Genomic DNA, 21,863 nt, shown 5'->3' on the forward strand with positions numbered 1-21,863 from the left:
GCCCGTGGATATTGCTGAACTCGGACTGATCGTGGACAGCCGTGGCATGGTGCGCGCCAACAAGGAGTTGCGCGAGCTCGAGCAACGCGGTGGGCGCGTCCAGAAGACGGCCGACACGATTAATGCCGCCTTTGCCTCTCTGGCCACGCGCGTCGGGGGCGTCGTGACCGCGCTGGCAGGCGCAAACGCGCTGTTCAACGCGTCGCAGCAGTATACCTCGATGTCCAACAGTCTCCGATCCATGGGGCTGTCGGCCGATCAGGCTACGGCGTCGCTTGATGCGGTTGCTGGCATCGCGCAGCGCACTCGCGCGCCTCTAGAAGCGACCGCAGACCTCTACCAGCGGATCAGTATCGCTGGTCGTGAGCTCGGCGTGAACCAACAGCAGGTTCTCCGCTTCACGGAAAACGTCGGCCTCGCACTGGCGCAGTCCGGGGGCGGTGCCGCAGAGGCGGCTGGCGCTTTGACACAGCTTTCGCAGGCGATGGCCGGTGGGACTGTCCGGGCCGAAGAATTTAACTCGATCCTCGACGGGGCATACCCGGTGGCGCTGGCCGCCGCGCGCGGCCTCGATGAAGCTGGCGGGTCTGTCGGCAAGTTGCGGAACCTCGTCGTCGAAGGGGAAATCTCCTCGCGCGAGTTCTTCGACGCCCTCCTGAGCCAGACGGATAGCCTCACCACGGCTTTCGGCAACACGGTGCCCACAATCAGCCAAGCGTTCTCCGTACTCTCTGGCAGCGTGACAATGGCGGTCGGGAAGTTAAACGAGGCGAGCGGTGCAAGCGAGGCCGTGGCCCGGGCGATCCTCGCGGTGGCTGACGGCATCTATGCCGTCTCGGGCTTCATCAGTGAGAATATGGACGCGATCACCGCCGGGCTCGGGCAGGCCGCCGCGATCGCTGGCGTTGCCGCTACGGCTTTCGGCGTTAAGCTGGCGGTCTCGGTCGGCACCACGTACGTTGCAGCCGCGATCGCAGCCGTTCGGCAGACCATCGCGCTGGAAATGGCGCTCGGGGCCACTTCGCGCGCCTCGGCTGTGGCGAGCGCGGGGGTGAAGCTGTTCTCGGCCTCCCTGCGGGTCATGAAGGGGGCGCTAATCTCAACCGGGATCGGGGCGCTTGTCGTTGCAGCCGGGGAGGCCGTCTATTGGTTCGGGCGGCTGGTTTCTTCGGCCGGCGGTTTTGGCGCTGCGCTTGGATTGCTTGGCGATGTGGCTGGTGCTGTCTGGCAGGGCATGATCGACTCCGCTGCCGCGATCCCGCCCGGCCTGAACGGCGTCTGGGACTTGATGAAGGCCGGTTTCCTGACACGCCTTTCCGAGATGGCGACCAGCTTCCACGACTTTATCTGGCGCATCGCGAACGGGATGCAGCAGACCGAAGCCCTGAAAGGCATGGGCGACAGCCTCATGGGCGTAGCGCAGGCAGCGAGCGAAGCATCCGGCTCCCTGTGGAGGGCCGGCCATGCAGCGGAAGAGAGCGCAGCGGGCGCCCTCGAGAACGCCGCGGGCACGATCTCTGAAGCCTTCGGCCCTGCGCGCGAGGCCGTCGGCGCACTCGTGGCCACTGTGAAGGGCGCAGAGGGCGCCATGGATGACGGCACCACCGCTGCGGAGCAGTATAACGCAGCCGTTGGCGGGCTCGGCGGTGGAAGTGGATCGGCGACGAAGGCCGCCGCGGCCGCGAAGGCGCTGCAGGACAAGATCGAGCAGCTGGAGTTCGATGCAGACCCGGTGAAGAAATATAACGCCGGCATCGAGGAGCTGAATACGCTGCTCGACGCGGGGCTCTCGCAAGGCGCCTACGACAAGGCTGTAGCCGATCTGAACGACGAGCTCGCCGACAGCCTGCCGATGGTCAACGAGGTGAGCGACGCCTTTTCCAACTGGTTGCAGCGCGGTCTCTCGGATTTCAACAGCTTCGCGCAGGACATCTGGGGTGGGTTCAAGAGCCTGCTCGCCAACATGATCACCACCGCAGCGCGGAACCGGATCCTGATCGGCATGGGCTTCGGCGGCGCTGGCGGTATTGCCGGAACCGCAGCCTCTGCCGCTGGCATGGCGCAGGGCGGCGGCGGTCTCATGGGTATGCTCGGGGGCGGCGCGGGTGCGGCCGGCTCGGGCATCCTAGGCTCCGTTGGATCGGTCCTCGGCGCTGGGGTGCAGGGCATGGGCCTTGCGGCTGGCAGCTTCCTCTCGGGCGGCCTCAGCGGCATGGCTGGCACCATCGGCACGCAGGTTGGCCTCGCTGCCTCCACGGGCAGCATGACGGCGATCGCGGGCGCGGTCGGCGCCGTTGCTGCGCCGCTGCTGGCCGTTGGCGCGGCGGTGTCGTTCTTCTCGAAAAAGACCGAGGAGTTGGACAGCGGCATCCGGGTGACCGTCAACGGCATTGACGCGCTGGTCGAGACCTTCAAGAAGACGAAGACCTCGCGCTTCTGGGGGCTGTCGTCCTCGATCGACAAGACGTTCAAGGCCGCGGCTGACGACATCGCGAACCCGATTGAAGCCGCAGTAGCGGGCGTGGGGGAAAGTGTGTCTGCCGTAGCGGCGAGCCTTGGGCTGTCGTCGGACGCGCTCGCCGATGTCGCCTATCAGTTCAAGATCAGCACGGACGGCCTGTCGGACGAGGAACTGACGGAGAAGCTCGAAGACGCGATGCGCAACATCGGCAACACGGCGGCAGAGGCCATCGTGGAGGGCTTCGGCCAGACCTTCGCCGACATGCAGCTGGCGGACGAGGAGGCGCTGGACACGCTGCAGCGCCTCAGCCAGCACCTGAGCGGCGTCAACGCCGCCTTCGACACCCTCGGGCAGCAGATGTTCTACATCGGCCTGCAGGGCGCCGACATGGCGTCCCAGCTGGTGCAGCTGTTCGGCTCGCTGGACGACTTCAACACGGCGACCTCGGCCTACTATCAGGCCTTCTATGGCGAGGCTGAGCGGCTGGCGATCCTGACCCGCCAGACCACGGACGCGCTGGCTGATCTGGGCTACGCGATGCCCGGCACACGCGAGCAGTTCCGGGCCATGGTCGAGGGGCTGGACCTGACCAGCGAGAAGGGCCGGGAGACCTATGCCGCCCTGATCTCGATGTCGGGCGCGCTGGATCAAATCTTGCCGTCTATCAACGATTTCGCGGCGGTGATGTCGGGTTTGATCGGTTCCACGTCGAGCGCGGTGACCACGATGATCACTGAGGCTTCCGCAATGGCCAACGATGCGGCCCGCGCCGCGTCGGATTGGCTGCGGGCCTCGGAGACGCTGCGCGATTTCATTCACGACCTCACGGCGTCCAGCAATAGCTCGCTGTCGGCGCAGCAGCAGCTGGCGGCGCTCACCCGCGACATGAACGCGGCCTTCACCGCGGCGCAGGGCGGCGACATCGACGCGGCACGCAGCTTCACGGGCATGGCCGGCGACTATCTCGACGCGGCCCGGGCGCAGGCATCAAGCGCGCTGGAATACCGCCGGATCGAAAGCTCTGTGAAGGCGCAGGCAAACCTGCTGGCGGGGATCAGCGAACTTGAAGCGGCGTCGCAGACGGCTGTGGAGCACCTCGCTCAGCAGCAGGTCGACGTGCTGAACGAGCTCAACGACTACATCCAGAGCGGCGACCAGTTGGAGCCCGAAGACCTCGCCGGTTTCGAGGATCGGCTTGGCAGTCTGCAGGCCGCCATCGAGCAGGCTGAGATGTTCTCTTACGAGTACCTCAAGGAGCGCCTGAAGGTGACGGTCGACCTGCTGCCGGAGGCCAACATCCCGGCTGACGTGAAGAAGCTGATCTCGACCGCCGCCAACGGCATCGAGAGCAGCATCGAGTTCGCGGTGCGCGCCGAGCACCTGACACCGGACCTGCGCTGGCTGGCGATCACCGGGGCCTCGGAGCACATCAAGACGCTGGACTTCGTGGTGGGCAAGGATGTCGACAACCGCACCAAGCGGCTCGCGCTCGACACCATCAAGGACCTGACCCGGACCGTGAACCTCACTATGGGGTCGCGGCTTAGTCACGATGAGATGTCGGTCGCGCTGGCGGGCAATTCGGAGCTTTCGCGCGTGGTCAACGTTGCTCTGTCGTCCGGTGCCGATCGGCAGGCCATCCAGATCGCGCTGCGCAACTCAGGCTCCTACTCGGTCGCGGTGCGCACGGCGCTCTCGGCCAGCAAGCAGGTCCGTGAGGTCGTCTTCGGCAACTCCGGCAGCTATGCCGCGATGATCGAAGCAGCGTTCTCTTCGAACCTGTCGGGCGCCGAGCGGCGCGTGCTGCTGGAGCGGCAGGGCATCTATGCTGTGACCGTAAACGCGGTGCTGAACCGCAACGTCTCGTCCTCGCTGAAGCGGGTGCTGCTGAACGCCTCGACCTCTGCGGTGCGCGGGGTGACCGTGGGCATGGCATTCAAGAACAGCGTGTCGGCTTCCGAGCGCGAGCTTCTGCTGAAGAACAGCGCCACCATCCAGCGCATCATCTCCGGCAAGATGGCCCTGAGTGGCATCTCCGGCGACCGGGCGCGCTATCTGCGCGAAATCTACGCGGGCTCCGGTTCGATCAACCGCATCCTGAATGGGCGTGTCGACCTGTCGAAGCTCAACACCGCGCAGCGCTCGCTGCTTGAGGCAGTGCAGGGCGGCAGCGTGGGCAATCTGCGCCTCGGCGGGAGCTTCACGTTCAACCCGTCGAAGGCATTTGAACAGTGGTACAACACCAGCAACGCCAACCAGATCGGCCACCCGATGAACGCGCTGCGCCAGCAGATCACCAATCTGCGGAGCGCGGTGATTGAGAACAGCCGGGCGGTAAATGCGGCGGCGGATGCGGCCGAGAAGGCTCAGAAGATCACCGCTCTGCAGAACAGCCTTTCGGCGGCGGTCCAATCCAACAGCACTTTGCCGTCGCAGGGGCAGGCGATCATCGACCAGATCGAAGCGTTGGAGCGAAGCACCGGCGTGGACCTGCGTCACGACAACGGTGATGCTATCCTGCGGGTCGGTCCGAATGGGCGCATCCAATACGACGCCTCCCACTACAACTACGGCAAAGGTGACGACCTCACCGGGTTCCGCTCGACCTTCTACGGATCGAACGGGCTGCAGGCCCAGATCGGCAAGTACAACGCCTCGGTCAACAGCAGCGCCAGCACGATCGAGAGCTTGCGCCGCCAGATCCGCAACCTCGGCGGGGTGCCGGCCTTCGCCACCGGCGGCCTGCACTCGGGTGGCCTGAGGATCGTCGGCGAGAACGGCCCGGAACTCGAGGCTACCGGCTCGGCCCGCTACTACAGCGCGCCGCAGACCCGGGGGTTGCTGGGTGGCGGTGAGCAGGTCTCCGAGCTGCGCAGGCTCCGGAAGGAACTGGCCGAGCTTCGGGACACCATGACCCAGCTTGGTCTCAACCAAAGCCGCGACCTCTCCAAGCTCCGCAGGCTGGCGGAGAAGGAGGATCGGATCGGCACTCCCCCTGAAAGGAGCACGGCATGAAGGTGATCGCGCCTATCGCCATCACTGAGGCGATCCTCACGGCGTCCAACGTCAGCGAGACTGACAACCCCGAATGGGACGCCGGGACCACCTACGCGGCGGGGGATCGGATCAACGATCTCCCGTCGCGCACGACCTACGAGAGCGTGCAGGACTCGAACCAGAACAACGATCCAACCGACGACGACGGGACCAACTGGATCGCGGTCAGCGCCATGAACCGCTGGAAAGCGTTCGACCAGCGGCTCGCCGATCAAGTCGAGAATGCCGGGACCATCACCTACACGCTCGATGCGCCGAGCCTCGTGACTGGCATCGCCTTCTTCAACATGGGGGCGTCGCAAGTCCGGGTGCACGTCACCGACACCGGGAGCCCCGGCAACACGGTGTTCGATGTGACGCAATCTCTGGTGGACGACAGCGAAATCACCGACTGGTTCAGCTTCTTCACGACCGACATCGACGGGTTCGTGACTGAGGCGCTGTTCACCGGGATGGCCGCCTATCCTGGCTATACCATCGACATCACCATCGGTGACGGCGTGGGCATTGCGCGCGCCGGGCAGATCGTGCTCGGGAAGGTGACGCAGCTCGGCGAAACGCTGGAAGGCACCACCATCGGCCTGACCTCCTACAGCAGCAAGGAAGTCGACGACTTTGGCTCTTGGACCATCGTGCCGCGCGCCAAGTCAGACCCGGTGAACTTCGACTTTGCCATGCCGGCCTCTGGGGCAGGGCGGGTCAAGCGGGTGCTCAACGGTCTTCGCGACACGCCTGCCGTCTACTTCGCTGATGAGAGCCTGATCTCGGACCTCGGCGCCATCACCTACGGCCTCTTCCAAGACTACGAAATCCCGCTGCGCAAGCGCGGGGTCTCCATCGTGCAGCTCGAAATCGAGGGTCTCACATGACGATCGAACTTACCCCGCCGCCGCCGCTTCCGAGCCTCAACGATCCGGGCACCTTCAACGCCCGGGCGCTGGCCTTTTTTACATGGCTCACCCAGACCTTTGCCGCCGAGCTGGAGGCCATCAGTTCCAGCGATATTTTGCAGCTCCTGATCGACGGCGATGCGGTGCAGAGTGATACGGCGGACGCAACTCTTGGCAAGCTGATGAAGGTCGGCGGCTTCGGCTTGGGTCGGCTGAACTCGTCGCTTACTCCATCGGACGCTACGAGTAGCTACGCGAATGATTTGAACGACGCGGATCGCACCTCGTTGATTGGTGTGCCTACCTCGACTGCAAACCGCCCCGATCCTGATTTCATTGGGACGGTTCTTCATATCGAATATAACGAAAATGATGCGACGCAGGTCGCAGTAGCCAGTAGTCCCGCGCATCTGACTGGTCTTCAATACACCCGGTCTCGGGATAGCGGAGCTTGGTCAACTTGGGACCGCACGCAGCAGGCGCGCGATGTTCAAGATGACCCTCACGACAATTCGAGCAATAACATCTTGCTCCGCGTTGGATCGTTTGGTGTTGGGCAGAGCGGAGGTGTAGCTGCGCCCAACGGTGACGCCAATGAGTGCTTGGTTCCGGGCTTCAATTACCGTTTCGGGACCGGTGGGTCGAACTGTCCGGTAGCCAATCCCTATGGGGCGACGTTGCACGTCTTTTCAGGTACTGGCGGCAATAGGTTGCAGCAGCTCTTCTTGAATTCCGGTAGCATGTGGCTTCGTGGGTCTACAGACACGGGGGCATCGTGGGACGACTGGGTGGAATTCTACAGTCGCGACTCTACCGAGCTAAGATGCGAATACGTGACCGTTGCAAATGATGCCGTCGGTGTTTTCACGCCCCCATCTGCCGGTGCGCTCTGCAACGTCATGACATTTGCAAACGTTGGTTCGACGTTCCCAACCCTCGGCTTGTCCGGCACGGCAGTCATTGACGTTGGCCCGTCCCCAGCGCGCACCATCATCGCCGCGGGCAGCGATTTCACTTGGGATGTTGGTGGAACAACCCCAACCGGAACCACTGGCGCGGTGAACAAGGTGACGGCCTTTATGCCGGATGACGGCACGCTGCAGATAGAAAACCGATCCGGAGCCTCTCGGGCTTTCCGTGTTTCTTGGCTTTGAGGAGACCTCTATGACTGAGCAAAATGACCAAGAATTCACTCCTTATGCCAAGAACGTATCTGGCAATGAGTGGCGGGCTTTCCTCTCTGACGATGCGGCACCTGTGCGCGTTTTTTGCCGGGCCGATGCAAGCACAGAGGTTGATGCGCTGGCGATCGCGAGCGGGAGCGATGTGACGCAAGAGCAGATTGACGCCATGGATCGGCGTGAAAAGCTCTCCGCCATCACCGAAGAGCGCGACCGTCGCGTGAACGGCGGGTTCGTTTTTGACGGCGTGACTTACCAAACCCGCCCCGAGGATCGTGAGAACATGGCCGGGGCGGCCACCAGCGCGCTTGCTGCCATGACCGGCGGCGCAACGGCGGGCGACTACCGCTGGCACGGCGGCGATACCGACTTCGCATGGATCGCCGCCGACAACAGCCTGCACCCTATGGACGCGCAGACCATGTTCGCCTTCGGGCAGGCGGCGATGCGGCACAAGCAGGCGCTCATCTTCGCGGCCCGGCAGCTGAAGGATATGGCTGAGCTTCCCGACGACATCACTGCGGATGAGCACTGGCCGGCATGAGCAGTTACACAGCGCTGACCAGCTGGCACAGGCCGGTCGGCGGCATCGACTTCGAGACGACGAAGGCGGTGCCGTGGGAGATGGGTGCGAAGGGGTCCAATTTCTGGATCATCGTGCCCAAGGACTTCACCTTTCAATGCTCGGTCCCGAGGGGGCTGAGGTGGCTTGTCAACCCGATGGACCCCCGATTCCGCAAGGCGTCGTGCCTGCATGACTGGTTGCTGGCCGCGAAAGGCTGGAACAGGGTCGCCGCCGGGGCGGTTTTTCACGAAGCCCTGGCCGCAGACAGGGTGCCGCGGCTGCGGCGTCTGGCGATGTGGCTGACGGTCTCCCTTTTCCGCTATCGCTGAGGTCCGACATGCCAATCATTTACAAAAACCGACTGCTCGAATGGTGGTTCTCAGTCTCGACGGTCGGCTTCGGCCTCTGGCTCGCGCTACCGATGGCGAGCATGGCAACTGGCGCGTTCGAAGACCTGACGCGCTGGCTGAGCGAGGTTCAGTGGGCCAGTCTCTTCGGGACCACCGGGATCGCGCATTGCGTGGCCCTCTACGTCAACGGGTCACGCTGGTGGACGCCGTTCGCCCGCACGCTGATGCTCGTTGTTAATTCGCTCTGCTACGGCCTCTTCGCCGTGGGCTTCGCGGTCACCTACTGGCCGACCACGGCCACCTACACCTACGGCGTGATGATCCTCGGGGCCGCGCTCATCTGTATCTACCGCGCGGTCAAGGACTGCGTGCACGCCATGGAGGTCCGTGCTCATGCCTGATGCGAGCTTCGCAGAACAATTCGGCCTCGTGATCGGGGCCATCGCTACCCTGATCACCGCCATCGGCGGAGTAGCCATCGTGAAGGGTCGGAAGGAGGCCAAGGCCGGTGAGGGGCCGTCGCAGGGCGCGGCGATCCTCGCCGAGCTGAAGCGGCTGAATGAGGCATTGCGGCATGAATCGGGGCAGGCGCAGAGACAGCGCGGAGAGCTGATCGACGTAGCCCGAGACCTTCACCACCTCGCCATCAAACTGGACGCGCGCAGCCACTGATCTGCCCGCGCCTCATCGCTTACATGCCCCGCCATCGAGCGGGGTTTTTCATTTTGGGAGATCGACATGCTCGACACCTTCGACCGATGCCATCCGTGGGTTCTGACCCATGAAGGGGGCTATGTTAACCACCCCAAGGATCCGGGCGGCGCGACCAATCAGGGTATCACCCAGCGCACCTATAACGCATGGCGGCGCACGATGGGCCTGCAGTCGCGCAGCGTCAGACTGCTCGAAGCCCATGAGCGCGACACGATCTATCGCGAGCAGTATTGGGACAAGGTTTGGGGAGACAAGCTGCCGAAGGGCGTCGACTACGCGCTCTACGACTTCTCGGTGAACTCCGGTCCGGCGCGCGCGGTGCGGTACGTGCAGGAGATCGTCGGCACCTCGGCGGATGGCATCATGGGCGTGCAGACCCTCGCGGCAATCATGGACTATGACCCGGTGAAGCTCTCGGTCGCGCTGTGCTCGAAACGGATGCGCTGGCTGCGCACCCTCAAGATCTTCACCACCTTCGGCACCGGCTGGACCCGCCGCGTCATGGGCGAGCAGGACGGCGTGCAGGATGCCGACTTCGGCGTTGTCGATCGAGCGGTGATGCTCGCCCGCAGCCGGGCCAACATCCCGGCACCTGTCGAGCGCGAAGATGGTGCGAACGCCAAAGCCACCGGCGACGCCAAGTGCTTCTACGCGGCGCTCGACCTGCTGACCTCCATCTTCGCAAAGAGGGCTCCGACATGACCCAAGAACCGATCTTCATCCTCTGGGCGCGGAGCTTCTGGCTCGGAATCCTGCCACTGGCGCTGGCCGGGCTCGATCTGCTGATGGCCCTCGGGTCCAGCGAGGCGGTCGGCCCGATCTCGGCGGCCTTCGAAGCCGTCACCGGCATCTCCGCCGAGACGACCGAGAAGATCTTGCGCGGGCTCGCCGTGGTCTCGGGGCTCATCGTGGCACACCAGCGTCGTGGTGCGGCGCGGCCCTACAGCACCAAGCCGGGGATGCGCCGATGATCTGGGGTCTCATTCTCTTCGCGCTGGCCCAGATCGCTGACATCTGGACCACCGAGCGCGTGCTGGCCGGCGGTGGGCGCGAGCTCAACCCGGTGGTGCGCTTCCTGATGGAGCGGCTCGGCCGGGGTTGGATCGCCGTCAAGCTGGCGGTGGCTGCCGTGGTGGTGGGAATTGCCATCTACACCGGCACGGCGTGGCTCGCGTGGATTGCGGGCGCGCTCACGGCGCTGGTGGCCTTCCGGAACTGGAGGTTGCTGCAATGATCCCGACAGGCCTCCAGTGGCCGCTGGCCTGCGCGCTGGTGGCCCTCATAGCGTCTGGCGCAGGCTTCTTCGTCGGACGCTACACCGCGCACCAGAGCGCCGCCCTGCGGGCCGCCGAGGGCCAGGTCGAAAACATCAAGCAACGGGAAGATATCACACATGAAATTGAAAGGCTGGACGATCCCGCTTTTGGCGCTGAGCTTGACCGCTGGCTGTCTGGGCCGCAGCGCTGATGGCGCGCTGTTCTCGGATGTCTCGAAGCCGCCGCCTGAGGCCAAGCCAGAGACGATCGAGGCGATCAAGGCCGACCGGCCCTTCGGCGATTGGGTGATCTATCAGGCGCGCGCTTGCAAAGAGTGGGGCTGCGCAGAGTGAAATGAGCCCGGCCATCGCGCCGGGCCTCTACTTTTGCGTTTCAGGGTCTATCTGCGGCCCATGTGGACGCGCAAGAGAACAGTGATCGCAGGCCGGGATGATGGCGACAACGGCTGGCTCGTCTTCAATGGGCGGCGCCAAGTCGGTCGCGTGTATTCCACGATGCTGTCTGACCCGGCGCTGAGCTGGATGTGGTTCGTCCGAGCGCAGCCGGTGGCGCAAGGATACGCTTCGAGCATGGAGGAGGCGCTTGATGAGGTGCGGCGCAGGGCCTCTCTTAGCGCCGATAGGGCCGCGGCCCACGCCGCGGCGCGACATGGGGCAGCGCTGATCATCAGGCAGCCGCGGCCTTGGCGATCACGATAAGCTTAGCCTTCATCGCTTCGCCGTGGTCGATGCCTTCCAGACCGGCCCCGCGGTAGGTGGCGACCAGAACTTGGTGCGCCAAGTCCCTTCGATCGCGAGGCGAGAGACGGAGGATGGCGTCCTCGAGGGCCGAATATGCGTTCTCGAGGGCCGAGCAGGCGTCCTCGTAAACTTGCTCCTCGGAAGGCGACGGGTGGCTGGATGCGCTGTCATACTCAGCGCGGAGTTCTGCTGCCATCTCGGCAAGCGTGACGATGGGCAAGTCTTTCTCATGGTCGATTTCGGCCATGTGGTCTCCTGCTTTTGTCGCAAACGATCTTCGCGCGACGGGTTACTACTTCGAGCGCCTTGTCTTCAGACACGACTAGAAAGCCCACAAACGGGGGGTCTAATCCATCCGCGCCGTGTTCGTGCGGCGCTCAAGACGCAATCAAAGCAGTGACCAAGCAGGTCCGGTCTCTACTCGAAACTCGCCGCCCATTTCAAAGCGAACCGCATTAGTGGCGGGGCGTGCGAGATGCCGGCCTAAGTTAGTGCCTCTAAAACATTCTTCAAGAGGGTTTCTTTCCGGAGTGTAGCTTTTCGCAATCTAGAATGCTCCGATCGTCAGCAAGCACCAAGGATGGATCGTCGCGAGTACCAGTTCAATGAGCGCCGGCGGAGGTTTGGCGCCAGATCAGGTCACGCTTGCTCGGACAAGGTGGCTATTGTCCTTCCGGCAAAGGTATAATGGAAATGGACAAGTGTAAGTAAGGGGTCATCGAAAGTGGCATCTGAGAATTTTCGCGACGAAATGTTCCGGCACATGAACGAGAACATCGTCAGTTCGTCAAATCTTTTCCTGCGGAGCGCTATCCTCATAAATGGTGGTGCAGCGGTTGCGGTGCTCGGGTTCGTGGCGTCGATCGCGAAAGCGGATCAGTCATATGCGGACGTGATCTTGGGTGTCTCGGGTGCGATTGTGCTGTTTGCCTACGGCGCGGCGGCAGGCGTATTCAGTATGGGAATGGCTTACTTCACCAATTATGCGACGCTAGCGACCTTCAACAATCGCGGCGGCAAACGGGAGCGCTTTTATGCTGCTCTGAAGCGCTTGATCCACTGCCTGTCCCTTGTGGCAGCGGCCGCGACTGTTGCCCTTTTCGTCTTGGGAACGCTGGCGGTGAAGGCGGCGATAACGAGCGGCATTGTCTGAATTTCAGCCAAGGCACGGCGGCACAGGGAGGTGGCGCTCTCGGTAGGTTTCAATACCGTTCAGAATGTTGCCACGCTACACCGAGCGGACATACTCGTGTGCGCTGAACTTAGCCGAGGTACATGCGGCCGCTTGAGCCCATCCTCAACGTCAGGGCGGCTCCGCTGCATTCGCCCTGTGTAGGTTCGGGTAGAGTAGCGAGGCAGATGCCTCCGGCTAGAAGAACCTGATGAAGCGTGGCGAACTGATCCGCATTTCCGTAGGAGGGATCATGCACGTGTCTCGGGTGCGGCGGAGCGTCAAAGATACTAGACGCTTGAAGCCGCGCGATCTTCATTGCGGCCCAGTGTCCGATAAAAATGCGAATAAAGCCCCAGTTATGGGCCAGTATGAATGGGAGTGATGTTATGGGATGGCCTCATAGGGAGCCAGCGTCTATTTATCTCGATGCCCAACAAGCATCTGAACGACAGGCTTTGGCTGCGATTGCGATGTTTGAAGACGGGTGTTTTGACGCTTCGATTATCTTGGCGTCTGCGTCGGAGGGTGTGCTGCCTGCCACGAATGATGAGCATCTGTTTCCAGCCTTGAGGCGCTATAGCGATACGGATTTTAATTTCTATCAAAACCGGCTGAAGCACGGCAATTTTCCCGAGGGCTTTAAGGTTGATGAGTTCATCGCTGCGATCTCTATTCTCAGGGCGGTTACCAAATACCAAGCCGTGTACGGAGCGTCTGTTCGTGGCTTCTCGATGTTTCTGGAGCGGGCCCGAAAGCGCGGTCAGCTTCCGGAGAGCTTGTTTTCAAATGAACCCAGCTAAGGAGGCGAGGCTGTGGCACGACGAGAGGGAGCACCCCTACGGTGCGGTGTTTGTGGATGGAGGACGACGCGCCGCTTGGAGCGCGGGCACAAGCCATGCACTAAATGTGGCGGACCGATGAGCTATGACGCTCCGGAGGAGGAGCAGGGCGCAGTGGTCGCACTTGTTGTGACTGCGATCGTCTTGATGGGAGTGGCTGCTGTCATCATCGAGGCAGTCGGTTAGGGGGCGAGAACGGTCTGGATCTCGCGCGGCCCCGCCGCTCACTCTTTCACGGTATGTTTCTGCTTTGTTTGGTTGAGTGGGGCGTGGCTAAGTATCTGAAAAGTCTATATTCCCAAACAACCTAAAATCCCTTGCCGGTTGTGCGCAATTCGCGGGCTTTAGATAGGCCCGGGAACAGCGGCGCGTTCTCTTGGTATCTCACATTCACCCATTCTTAAGACCTGTGCTGCAATCTTGCGATGCAACCAAAGGAGGTCACCATGCTGGAGGAAGTTCGACTTAGCGACGTGCTGCTCGATTACATGACGCGGTATGGACTGACGGCTAAGGCGCGCGAGTATTTGAGGCAGAGGGCAGAAGAGGAGATCGGCTCGCCGGTTGAAGATAGAGGCTCGATGGCGGGCCGCCAGAAAAGGTGACGCCGTCACCGCCACCGTCTGCAGTAGCCCTCGGTGATCATGATCTTGCTCAAGCTTCTGCCGTCTGCAAGGGAGCATTCGCCTATCTCCCTATCGTAGCTCTTGCGTCCGATAAGGGTGCACTTGAGCGGTCGATTGGAGGCGAGTTCTCTCATTTTCGCACTAGCCCGATCGCCTTGAGGTGTCCCGAGTTCGGCGCAGTCGAGAGACTCGAAGCGGATCGGAACGCCTTGGACCTCGATTGTGTCGCCGTCACGTACATGAGTTGTTGTCCCCGACAGTTCGGTGGCGCCCCTTGCGCTGCTGAGACGATGCACTTGCCCGGTGGAGGATGTTGCTTCACCGGGGAGCAGATCCGATGCCTGAGTGTATGCAAAGATGCTCACGGCGATGACTGCGCCGAGGATGAGCTCAGTGTCTGAGCGCAGTCCTCTGCGGGCGAAGTACGTTCGGAGCGAACGCCTTTTGCTCCAAGGTGGCTGGGAAACCTGCCACGTGTCCGCCTTGCGCTGCCTACGCCTCTCCACACGAGTCATGAGGCTGTAAAGGGGGAGGCCTACAGCAAATGCGACGGCGATGAATATCGCTGCAAGGAGTGCTATCTCCGGAAGTGATAGTAGCCAAGTTTTCAGGGCGCTAGAGCTGCTAGAATACCAATCAACCATTTGAACTCACTTAACGGCATGGGTCGCTGAAATTATCGAAATATCAATCAGGGGAATAATCATGCGTAATAGAGGTAAATGATATTTGATCGTGATCCTAGGATCAACGGTTCAAGTTTCCTGAGATGCCATTGTCACCTGTGAAAGCAGGCGGCGTCACACGGATGGCAGTCGGGGCCGGAGCGGCCAACGCGCTCGAGGCGCGTGGGACACATTGTCTGTAACCCATTGATTTTGTGTGTGCCGGGTCGGACCGCATCTGGGACAGCCGAACACTGATTTCATTAGACAATATAGTGTTTCTGTCAGCCCGTGTGGGGGCACCAAAAATCCGCGTAATACTGCGCGAGATCAAGCAGTTAGCTGCGCGATGCTGCGTGCTGGTGCTGTGTCCGTCTTGCTGTGAAGTGGACGAAGCCATAATCATTCCATAATTGGAATGATGTGCGGACCACAATCGCATGGCTACCTACCGCCCAGAATCACTTACTGATGCAGCGCTGAGCAAGATCACTTTTAGCGGCACGCAAGATCGCATCATCGACCCAAAGTCTCGTGTGATCGTTACGGTCAACAAGTCGGGCCTGTCGTTTGGAATGATGGTGTACGCAGGGGGCCGTCAGCGCTGGCACACGCTGGGGCGTTTCCGCGCCGGCGTCTATGGGCTTGCGCAAGCGCGGCGTGACGCCCTGCAGAAGCTGGCAGAAGTCGATCAGCATGGGCTCGCGCCGGTTCAGCGTGAGCACACGTTTAGAGACGCCTTCGACCGGCTTGAGCGCCGCCACAGACGGCTGGGCCGTCAGCCGCGCACCATCGCTGGCTACAAGTACAGCATCGACCGCTACTCGCCCGAGCTGTGGGACATGGCGCTTCCTGCGGTGCGACGTGGGTGGCTGCGAGAGCGGCATGATGATCTGGCAGACGGCACCGGGCGCGCGACGGCACTCAACTGGCTGCGGTCGGTGTCCCCCGTGCTGTCAGAGGCGCTGGAACTCGAGTGGGTGGAGGCCAACGTCGCGTCAGGCATTCGGGTGCCACAGACCACCGCTGCGCCGATGGAGATCACCGGCGCTGACGTGTCTGCGGTATGGAAGAAGGTTGATGCGCTCGGCAACGTCTGGGTGCGGGGCGCTTGGCGGCTGGCGCTGTTAACTGGCCTGCGGAAGTCAGACATCGCGACGGCACGGTGGGAACACTTTGACGCTGCCGCCGCCACGCTGCACCTGCCGGAGCCGAAGGGTGGTGCCAAGCGGGCGTTCACGCTGCCGCTGTCGTCACAGGCGACGGCTGAGCTTGCTGCGCTTCCGCGCTTAGGCGGCCCGCGCGGTGAATGGCTCTTCCCGTCGCAGCGCAGCGAAAGCGGCCACATCTACGACCACCGTGCCAGCGGGCTCCCCAACCCTCACTGGAGCCGTCATGCATGGAGCACTGTGGCAGAACGGGCAGGGGTTGATGAGTGGCGTCGTGCCGTGTTGCTCAACCAGCAGCCAAGCGGCGGGGTCAACAGGCGGTACACGCACAGCGTTGCACTCGACTATCGCGCCGAAGCGCAGACGGTAGCAGATGCGCTGCTGGCGTTGCGGAAGGCGTAAAAGCCGAGTGCTATGCGTTCTATGACGCGCGCTCGGCTATTCCGTCGCCTGTCGCATGATGCAGGGAAACGTCGTTCGGCCTATCGCCACCGTTGATCCCTGCGGGACTGACAGGAGATCGGCTCATTGCCGCTCCAGCACGCCCCATTCCCTTCGACTGGCGGTTTTTTCCAAACCAGCGATCCCAAAAAACCTTGGGTCAATAACACCGGAGAGCGAACCCCTCCGGCGCTGTAATTTTACGGCGGGAATGGCTATTGGCGCAACGGCGGAGGGTGGCGGAATAAATCGCGTGGCTGCGCATTGCGGCGTGGCACAGCGTAATTGCCGTGTGGTCCGCACTTTTCTATATATGGGAGGGCTCTGAGGAGCTAAGCTGGGCAGCGCGGGAGCAAAGTGCCAACCAGCCCCCGCGCTGCTGAACTTCAGCTAAGTCCAGCATAGGTTAATTCGGCACACCCTGCAAGCCAAATGGCTGTGCGGGCGCAGGATAATTGCGGATGTTTACTCAGAATTGCTTATGTGTGCGGCTCAGATTTCGAGGTATCAGACAGTAACAATCAGACAATGGAAACAGGTAATCGCCCATACGAAGCCTTACGCTGCAGAAGCCGCAGGGGTACAGCATTTGTTCTATTGGCGGTGCTGGGATGGGGGCAAAATTAAATCCCCGCCGTGTGGTTGATCCGGCAAGATTACACGGCGGGGAGGACGATATACGGGAAATGCTTACCGTAATAAAAGCATATGCTCCTTTCGTCCGTATCGCAACCCAGATTGCCGGAGCTATGGAGACTGATATGCGAATTAACCGTGATAGAGATATCCTTGTGCGACATCGGAGGGTGCCACATGTCGCATAATGCACTCAAAGAGAAGATCGCCGTCCTCAAAGCGGTACTTGATGACCCGTCGAAGCTGGATCAGTACCGTGATGTCGTTCGAGAGGGCTTTGCACGACACCCCGCACAGGCGGTTCTAAACTGGCCAGTCAACCGGCAGAAGCCCGGCTCATTTCCGTTGATGGTGGATGATGTTTCGGTGGTGCCGGTTGCTCCGCGGACCCGTGATCCACGCGCATCAGGTCCGGGACGCGCTTTTGCCTTCCGGTCGAAAGCCGGGCTAAACGCAGGCAAGTGGATCACCGCCAACCCCGCGTTCGGCTTCGCATTCTCGATGGTAGTCGAGCGCTGGGTGCGTGACGGAAAGTACCTTCCACATGAGCGCATCGCAGGTCCGTACGTCGCAACGCACATCTACCAGCTTCATGAAGCGCTCCGATTTGTGCTTCATGGAATGCTCTACCGTGCTGACCTGCACGAGGACGAGAGGCTGCTCATTAACACGACTGCTGAGGCTCATGATCGTCTGAGCGGGGCGGGTCACGTTCCACGCTATGTCGGCGTCGAGCGAAGCCACCAGTCGCGCAGTGATCGGAATCCATACAAACCAAGCCTGTGCTACGTCGCAGACGTTGGGGGCGAGTACGCTGATCTCGGGGCAGAAGGCATCGCCCGTGCGTTTATGCTCAAAGACGCGCAGTGGAGCCGATATGGTGCAGTGACCGGGTTGTTCAGAGTGATCGAGCAGAAACGCATAGAAGACTTCAAAGATGAAGTGCTGCGCAATGGCGCTGTGTGCCCTTACAGCCGTTTGCGTGTCGGTGGCTCGTCAACGGTGAGCTGGGAAGTTCACCATGAAAAAGCCATGTCAGAGGTCGTGTCCACGTTCCTGCAAGATTACCCGGAGCTTTACGCGGCCGAAATACGCCGCGCTGCTTTGGGTAGTAATGAGTTTCTGGATGACTTGGTCGCACCGGACGATGAGCAGGACATTGATGCACTGGTACTGGCCGATGGGCGCGACCCGGTAGGGACGGGGCTTACAACCGTCACGATCCACAACGGTCAGCAATGCTTCAAAAACCCGATCATGCAGCGCATCGCCCGGACCTACATGGCCCAGCACAGCCGGCTAGCCGCAGTCACAAGTGATGCACATGCTGAGCTGACACGCGAAGAACAGACGATTACCAGCACGGCACGGGAGGAATTCAAGTAACGAGTGCATGGCCCTTCCGCAGCGCTCCGCCGCCCAACTTGAGCGCTGCATTCACCCAGAAAGGAAAATATCACCATGCAATTCTATAGGGCGGGAAATGCTCTTCAGTATCCTGAAATCCGAAGGAGCCAATCGGCTCCTCACAAAATCATTCTTCCTTGGCAATGATGGTGAGATCGAGAAAGTAGCGGCCCAGGTCGCGCTGGGGCGGGGGACGTTAAGGCGAGCGGCGGTCAGTGACTTCGCAGAACTTAACGCCGTCTTGTCGGGGTTGTCGCAGAATGAGTGCATTATCACCGGGACTTACATCGGCGACGAGGGGCTCGAGCGCGATGGTGTCGTGCAAATCGCAGCCGAGGCACAACTCGGGAAGGGTGAAGTGGCTCGCACCAAGCAGAACTTCGGTTATGCTCCGGGCCAGCCGGGCCTCTGCTTCCTCGACTTCGACTTCAAGGGCGTCCCCGATGATCTGCGAGAGCGCTTCGAGCGCGAACATGGCAACAGCATCGTATCGCTAATTCGGTCGCTCGGCTTGCCTGAGTTCGACCGGGCTGGCTGGCTCATACGGGGTTCTTCATCTGCCGGGGTCCAGACCTGCGACGGCAGCAAGCGCTTAGACAGTAACAATCAGCACGGCTACTTCGTCCTGCGTGACGGGGCACACATGCCAGTGGTAGCTGCGCAGCTTCATTTCAGGCTGCTCAAAGCCGGGTGGGGGTTCGGGAAAGTCAGCCGCAGCGGTGCTATCCTTGTTCAGACTTTGCTCGATATCGGCAGCTCAAACCCCGAGCGCATCATCTTCGAAGCGGACCCTGTTTTGGCTGACGGTTTGGTCAGGCCGGAGACAAAGTTCGAGGTGGTAGAAGGCGGACCTGTAGATGCCGCCACAATCATCGGGCTGACACAGGCTGAGTTTTCCGAAGAGGCCAAGATCATCGCGCAACTGCGCGCGCCGCTACGGGAAGAAGCCGCGCGCAGACGCGCAGAGTGGCTTCGAGAACGCACCGCTGAGATGATCGCTGGGGGTAAGTCGGAGAACGAGGCGAAGGCGCTTCTCGCCCAGCTAGAGCGCGGTGAGCTCTTCGGGGACCATGTGGTCAAGCTTGACGACGACCGCGAAGTGCCGGTCTTCGAGATCATACGAAACTGGCAGGATTATGCAGGCGCGCGCGCCTACTGCCCCGTCGAACCAGAGAAGGGCAGGACGAGGGCGCTGATTTATGGCGAAGAACTAGATGATGCTGGGCTCCCGAGGCTCGCACGCATCAGGTCTTTCATGGGCGGCGGCACGATCTTCAAGCTGAAGCTCGACACCGGCTCTCTGCTCGCGGCGATGCAGGGGTACAATTCCCGGAGTGCTGCTATCACCGGGATTTCCGCCCTGTTGCTCTACTATGAACACGACCCCGAGGGCGTGAAGGATGATCTGGCCGGGAGGCTCGCCGAGGTGTCGTCGTTTTCCCGCAAAGACGCCGCCGCCATCGTAGATGACGCTGTCAACGACGCGGTGAAGACGCTGCGCGCTATGAAAGAGCGCGCCCAAGTGGCCGCCTTGCGGGGGCGCGCCGCTGACAGTGGGCGCGATGCCATCGCCGACCCTGACCCTGATAAGCCTCGTACGGCCTTCCATGCTGACATGCGGCAGCTGATACTTGATCGCCGATCAGCGAGCCCCGTTTTGATGGGACCAACAGGGGAGCCGACCACCGTTCGCAAAGTACCGGTCAAGTCGCGGTTCAGCGGTGAGGTCGAGCACCACTTCGAGTTCCACCCGCACAACGAAAAGTCCCACGCGGTCGAGCTTGAGCGGCACTTCTTGTTTTGGCGCAGGACGAAGAACGGCATCAAAGAGGTCCCGATCAACGCCACGTCGAACGCGTACCTCTACGCCGACGCGAGCAGCGTCTACCCTACATGCCCCGGCCTCGTGCAGCACCCAATCCTTAGGCATGATGGGTCGGTGTACACCCCGCAAGGGTACGACTGGGACACTGGGCTGTTTGGATGTAGTACCGCGCAAATCGACGTCAGCGGACCGCCTCCAACCATCACCGAGGTGTTCAAGACCACGAACTTCCTGCTGAATTCTGTTTGCTGTGATGTCTTGTTCAAGTCTGACCATGACCGGATGGGGTTTCTGGCGATGCTATGTACGGCCCTTGTGGTCAAGCAGCTGAAGCTCTGCCCCGGGTTCCTCGTGAACGCCAACAGCGTCTCGGTGGGCAAGACCACTCTGGTGAGATTGGTCTCCTACGCCGCCCTTGGACATGATCTGCCGATGCTCGCATGGCCCGACGGGTACAACGGTGAGGAAGAGGGCGAGAAGCGGATGCTTTCGCTGATGCTGAAGTCACCGCTAATGATCGGCATCGACAACCTTAAACGCGGATCGGTATTCGCATCATCGGCACTGGAAGGAATCATCACCGCCGAGCAGGTGGCGAGCCGCATACTCGGCCAGAGCCGCGTTGTTGATGTCGACGCGGCGGTGATCCCAGTGCTCACAGGTAACGAAATTTCGTTGTCTGAAGATACAGCCAGCCGATTTGTGACGGTTAGTCTCGATGCCAAAACAGCGAACCCCGAGTTGCGTGAGTTGCGCCGCACAAATGCGATCGAGTGGGTGAAGGCGAACCGCGAGAAGATCTTGATGGCAGCCTACACGATCATGCGTTTTCGTTTCTCGGACCAGTACATCGAGCACCGGTCTCAGTCCCGCTTTCCGGAATGGGATGAGGTTGTTGGTTCCCCGGTCATGAACGCGATGCGTATCTGGCACGACGTCATGATCCGCCGCCCGGCAGACACAGGGCACGCACATTACCCAGACAGCGACGGCATGCTCAGCTTTGGGCAGGCGTTCATGCAAAGCCGGGAGGAAGGGCTGGAGACGCGGGCAATGTCAGACGTGGTGCATGGTTTCTATGCGGGCTTTGGGGAAGAGCTCTTCCCGCTGAGCAAGGTGAGTGAGCTGCGCGACCTTGAGGAACATAATATGTCGAACCAAGAGTACGCTCCGACGCGGATGGCGGCGATACCTGAAGGGCACGATCTGAGTGGGCTTCGGTCTTGGCGAGGTATCGAAGACGTCATGTATGAGCGTTACAGGGACATAGCGGGTATTGACGACAAGAAGCCGGTGGCAATGCGAGCAATGTCGAAGCGCTTCGCGTCACATACCGAGCCGGTGGCATTCCACACGGTAGAACGGAATGATGTGGGGGAGTGGGTGCCTGTACGCATCGAAGCTAGGCTCATCACTAAGAATGTGAACATGTCAAAGTACCGAAAAATGTTCAAGGTCGAAGTCATCAGCCGCCGTTTTGAGCACGATGATAGCTCTGAGTAGGTGTTTCTCGCCCGAAAAGGCAGAACGTTGCAAAGCGCAGCGTTCTGCGCAAAGTTCTGCATTGCCTTATTCTGCATAGATGTCAGTAGCTTATTGCAGAACAGGCAGAATTGCAGACTTTCTTTCCCCGTACACGCATATGCGCGCGTGATGCATCTATGCATCCACAAATGCCATAATTAAATCGTGAAATGCTATTTTAATTACCTCGCGCGTATAGGGGGAAAGTCTGCAATTCTGCCTATTTTGCAATTTGTGCTTTATTCTTAATAACTTGCGCGGGTTGCAGAGCAAATTGCAGAACTAAATTTATGCAACGTTCTGCATTTTGTGGAATGCCCGC

Annotated in this window: 19 protein-coding genes; 17 read left to right on the forward strand and 2 right to left on the reverse strand. The window is 61.1% G+C overall.

Annotation, left to right across the window (positions count from 1 at the left end; translation table 11 throughout):
- Positions 1 to 4: 4 nt before the first annotated feature.
- From ACXAJT_RS20100 to ACXAJT_RS20150, 11 genes are all read left to right on the forward strand, one after another.
- Positions 5 to 5,476: a tape measure protein gene (locus tag ACXAJT_RS20100; protein ID WP_475238069.1), complete on the forward strand. Its 5,472-nt coding sequence runs from the start codon at positions 5 to 7 to the stop codon at positions 5,474 to 5,476.
- A complete protein-coding gene (locus tag ACXAJT_RS20105) occupies positions 5,473 to 6,387 on the forward strand; it encodes a hypothetical protein (RefSeq protein WP_475238071.1) in 915 nt (304 codons plus the stop codon). The genes ACXAJT_RS20100 and ACXAJT_RS20105 overlap by 4 nt, the downstream gene beginning before the upstream one ends.
- Positions 6,384 to 7,562: a pyocin knob domain-containing protein gene (locus ACXAJT_RS20110; protein WP_475238072.1), complete on the forward strand. Its 1,179-nt coding sequence runs from the start codon at positions 6,384 to 6,386 to the stop codon at positions 7,560 to 7,562. Before ACXAJT_RS20105 ends, ACXAJT_RS20110 begins: the two co-directional genes overlap by 4 nt.
- Positions 7,546 to 8,133 (forward strand): DUF4376 domain-containing protein, encoded by a 588-nt coding sequence (locus ACXAJT_RS20115; RefSeq protein WP_475238074.1) that lies wholly within the window; start codon positions 7,546 to 7,548, stop codon positions 8,131 to 8,133. Before ACXAJT_RS20110 ends, ACXAJT_RS20115 begins: the two co-directional genes overlap by 17 nt.
- Positions 8,130 to 8,483: a DUF1353 domain-containing protein gene (locus ACXAJT_RS20120; protein WP_475238076.1), complete on the forward strand. Its 354-nt coding sequence runs from the start codon at positions 8,130 to 8,132 to the stop codon at positions 8,481 to 8,483. The genes ACXAJT_RS20115 and ACXAJT_RS20120 overlap by 4 nt, the downstream gene beginning before the upstream one ends.
- Before the next feature lie 8 nt (positions 8,484 to 8,491).
- Positions 8,492 to 8,905 carry a hypothetical protein gene (locus ACXAJT_RS20125; RefSeq protein ID WP_475238077.1) on the forward strand — a complete coding sequence of 138 codons (414 nt, stop codon included), beginning with the start codon at positions 8,492 to 8,494 and terminating at the stop codon, positions 8,903 to 8,905.
- Positions 8,898 to 9,176 carry a hypothetical protein gene (locus ACXAJT_RS20130; protein ID WP_475238079.1) on the forward strand — a complete coding sequence of 93 codons (279 nt, stop codon included), beginning with the start codon at positions 8,898 to 8,900 and terminating at the stop codon, positions 9,174 to 9,176. The genes ACXAJT_RS20125 and ACXAJT_RS20130 overlap by 8 nt, the downstream gene beginning before the upstream one ends.
- Before the next feature lie 66 nt (positions 9,177 to 9,242).
- A complete protein-coding gene (locus ACXAJT_RS20135; RefSeq protein WP_475238082.1) occupies positions 9,243 to 9,920 on the forward strand; it encodes a glycoside hydrolase family 108 protein in 678 nt (225 codons plus the stop codon).
- A complete protein-coding gene (locus tag ACXAJT_RS20140) occupies positions 9,917 to 10,189 on the forward strand; it encodes a hypothetical protein (protein ID WP_475238084.1) in 273 nt (90 codons plus the stop codon). The genes ACXAJT_RS20135 and ACXAJT_RS20140 overlap by 4 nt, the downstream gene beginning before the upstream one ends.
- Entirely contained in the window at positions 10,186 to 10,452 is a 267-nt protein-coding gene (locus ACXAJT_RS20145; RefSeq protein ID WP_475238087.1) for a DUF5658 family protein, read from the forward strand. Before ACXAJT_RS20140 ends, ACXAJT_RS20145 begins: the two co-directional genes overlap by 4 nt.
- A 159-nt stretch (positions 10,453 to 10,611) precedes the next feature.
- Positions 10,612 to 10,827, forward strand: a complete 216-nt coding sequence (locus ACXAJT_RS20150; protein ID WP_475238090.1) for a hypothetical protein — start codon at positions 10,612 to 10,614, stop codon at positions 10,825 to 10,827.
- Between the two features lie 334 nt (positions 10,828 to 11,161).
- Here ACXAJT_RS20150 and ACXAJT_RS20155 read toward each other — a convergent pair whose 3' ends face one another.
- A complete protein-coding gene (locus ACXAJT_RS20155) occupies positions 11,162 to 11,482 on the reverse strand; it encodes a hypothetical protein (RefSeq protein WP_475238092.1) in 321 nt (106 codons plus the stop codon).
- A 516-nt stretch (positions 11,483 to 11,998) separates the two neighbouring features.
- Here ACXAJT_RS20155 and ACXAJT_RS20160 point away from each other — a divergent pair.
- The 3 genes from ACXAJT_RS20160 (at position 11,999) to ACXAJT_RS20170 (ending at position 13,853) form a co-directional block, all read left to right on the forward strand.
- Positions 11,999 to 12,388, forward strand: a complete 390-nt coding sequence (locus ACXAJT_RS20160; protein ID WP_475238094.1) for a hypothetical protein — start codon at positions 11,999 to 12,001, stop codon at positions 12,386 to 12,388.
- A 407-nt stretch (positions 12,389 to 12,795) separates the two neighbouring features.
- A complete protein-coding gene (locus tag ACXAJT_RS20165) occupies positions 12,796 to 13,209 on the forward strand; it encodes a hypothetical protein (RefSeq protein ID WP_475238096.1) in 414 nt (137 codons plus the stop codon).
- Between the two features lie 485 nt (positions 13,210 to 13,694).
- The gene (locus ACXAJT_RS20170; RefSeq protein WP_475238098.1) at positions 13,695 to 13,853 is read left to right on the forward strand and encodes a hypothetical protein; all 159 of its coding nucleotides are present in this window, start codon (positions 13,695 to 13,697) and stop codon (positions 13,851 to 13,853) included.
- A gap of 5 nt (positions 13,854 to 13,858) precedes the next feature.
- Here ACXAJT_RS20170 and ACXAJT_RS20175 read toward each other — a convergent pair whose 3' ends face one another.
- Positions 13,859 to 14,518, reverse strand: coding sequence for a thermonuclease family protein (locus ACXAJT_RS20175; RefSeq protein ID WP_475238101.1), 660 nt, complete (start codon positions 14,516 to 14,518; stop codon positions 13,859 to 13,861).
- Positions 14,519 to 14,979: 461 nt separating this feature from the next.
- Between ACXAJT_RS20175 and ACXAJT_RS20180 the strand changes: the two genes are divergently transcribed.
- The 3 genes from ACXAJT_RS20180 to ACXAJT_RS20190 all read left to right on the forward strand — a co-directional run bounded on the left by ACXAJT_RS20180 (position 14,980) and on the right by ACXAJT_RS20190 (position 21,520).
- On the forward strand, positions 14,980 to 16,110 hold the full coding sequence (locus ACXAJT_RS20180; RefSeq protein ID WP_475238104.1) for a tyrosine-type recombinase/integrase: 1,131 nt from the start codon (positions 14,980 to 14,982) through the stop codon (positions 16,108 to 16,110).
- An 852-nt stretch (positions 16,111 to 16,962) separates the two neighbouring features.
- A complete protein-coding gene (locus ACXAJT_RS20185; protein ID WP_475238107.1) occupies positions 16,963 to 18,171 on the forward strand; it encodes a hypothetical protein in 1,209 nt (402 codons plus the stop codon).
- Positions 18,172 to 18,268: 97 nt separating this feature from the next.
- Positions 18,269 to 21,520, forward strand: a complete 3,252-nt coding sequence (locus tag ACXAJT_RS20190) for a hypothetical protein (protein ID WP_475238110.1) — start codon at positions 18,269 to 18,271, stop codon at positions 21,518 to 21,520.
- The last annotated feature ends 343 nt before the right edge of the window (positions 21,521 to 21,863 follow it).

This window comes from Salipiger sp. ABF4_146 (assembly GCF_056161345.1).

Bases quoted from the DNA above. Each gene is read 5' to 3' on its own strand.
- ACXAJT_RS20105 (WP_475238071.1), top strand. From the start codon at position 5,473: ATGAAGGTGATCGCGCCTATCGCCATCACTGAGGCGATCCTCACGGCG.
- ACXAJT_RS20110 (WP_475238072.1), top strand. From the start codon at position 6,384: ATGACGATCGAACTTACCCCGCCGCCGCCGCTTCCGAGCCTCAACGAT.
- ACXAJT_RS20120 (WP_475238076.1), top strand. From the start codon at position 8,130: ATGAGCAGTTACACAGCGCTGACCAGCTGGCACAGGCCGGTCGGCGGC.
- ACXAJT_RS20125 (WP_475238077.1), top strand. From the start codon at position 8,492: ATGCCAATCATTTACAAAAACCGACTGCTCGAATGGTGGTTCTCAGTC.
- ACXAJT_RS20130 (WP_475238079.1), top strand. From the start codon at position 8,898: ATGCCTGATGCGAGCTTCGCAGAACAATTCGGCCTCGTGATCGGGGCC.
- ACXAJT_RS20135 (WP_475238082.1), top strand. From the start codon at position 9,243: ATGCTCGACACCTTCGACCGATGCCATCCGTGGGTTCTGACCCATGAA.
- ACXAJT_RS20140 (WP_475238084.1), top strand. From the start codon at position 9,917: ATGACCCAAGAACCGATCTTCATCCTCTGGGCGCGGAGCTTCTGGCTC.
- ACXAJT_RS20145 (WP_475238087.1), top strand. From the start codon at position 10,186: ATGATCTGGGGTCTCATTCTCTTCGCGCTGGCCCAGATCGCTGACATC.
- ACXAJT_RS20150 (WP_475238090.1), top strand. From the start codon at position 10,612: ATGAAATTGAAAGGCTGGACGATCCCGCTTTTGGCGCTGAGCTTGACC.
- ACXAJT_RS20155 (WP_475238092.1), bottom strand. From the start codon at position 11,482: ATGGCCGAAATCGACCATGAGAAAGACTTGCCCATCGTCACGCTTGCC.
- ACXAJT_RS20160 (WP_475238094.1), top strand. From the start codon at position 11,999: ATGAACGAGAACATCGTCAGTTCGTCAAATCTTTTCCTGCGGAGCGCT.
- ACXAJT_RS20165 (WP_475238096.1), top strand. From the start codon at position 12,796: ATGGGATGGCCTCATAGGGAGCCAGCGTCTATTTATCTCGATGCCCAA.
- ACXAJT_RS20170 (WP_475238098.1), top strand. From the start codon at position 13,695: ATGCTGGAGGAAGTTCGACTTAGCGACGTGCTGCTCGATTACATGACG.
- ACXAJT_RS20175 (WP_475238101.1), bottom strand. From the start codon at position 14,518: ATGGTTGATTGGTATTCTAGCAGCTCTAGCGCCCTGAAAACTTGGCTA.
- ACXAJT_RS20180 (WP_475238104.1), top strand. From the start codon at position 14,980: ATGGCTACCTACCGCCCAGAATCACTTACTGATGCAGCGCTGAGCAAG.
- ACXAJT_RS20185 (WP_475238107.1), top strand. From the start codon at position 16,963: ATGTCGCATAATGCACTCAAAGAGAAGATCGCCGTCCTCAAAGCGGTA.
- ACXAJT_RS20190 (WP_475238110.1), top strand. From the start codon at position 18,269: ATGCTCTTCAGTATCCTGAAATCCGAAGGAGCCAATCGGCTCCTCACA.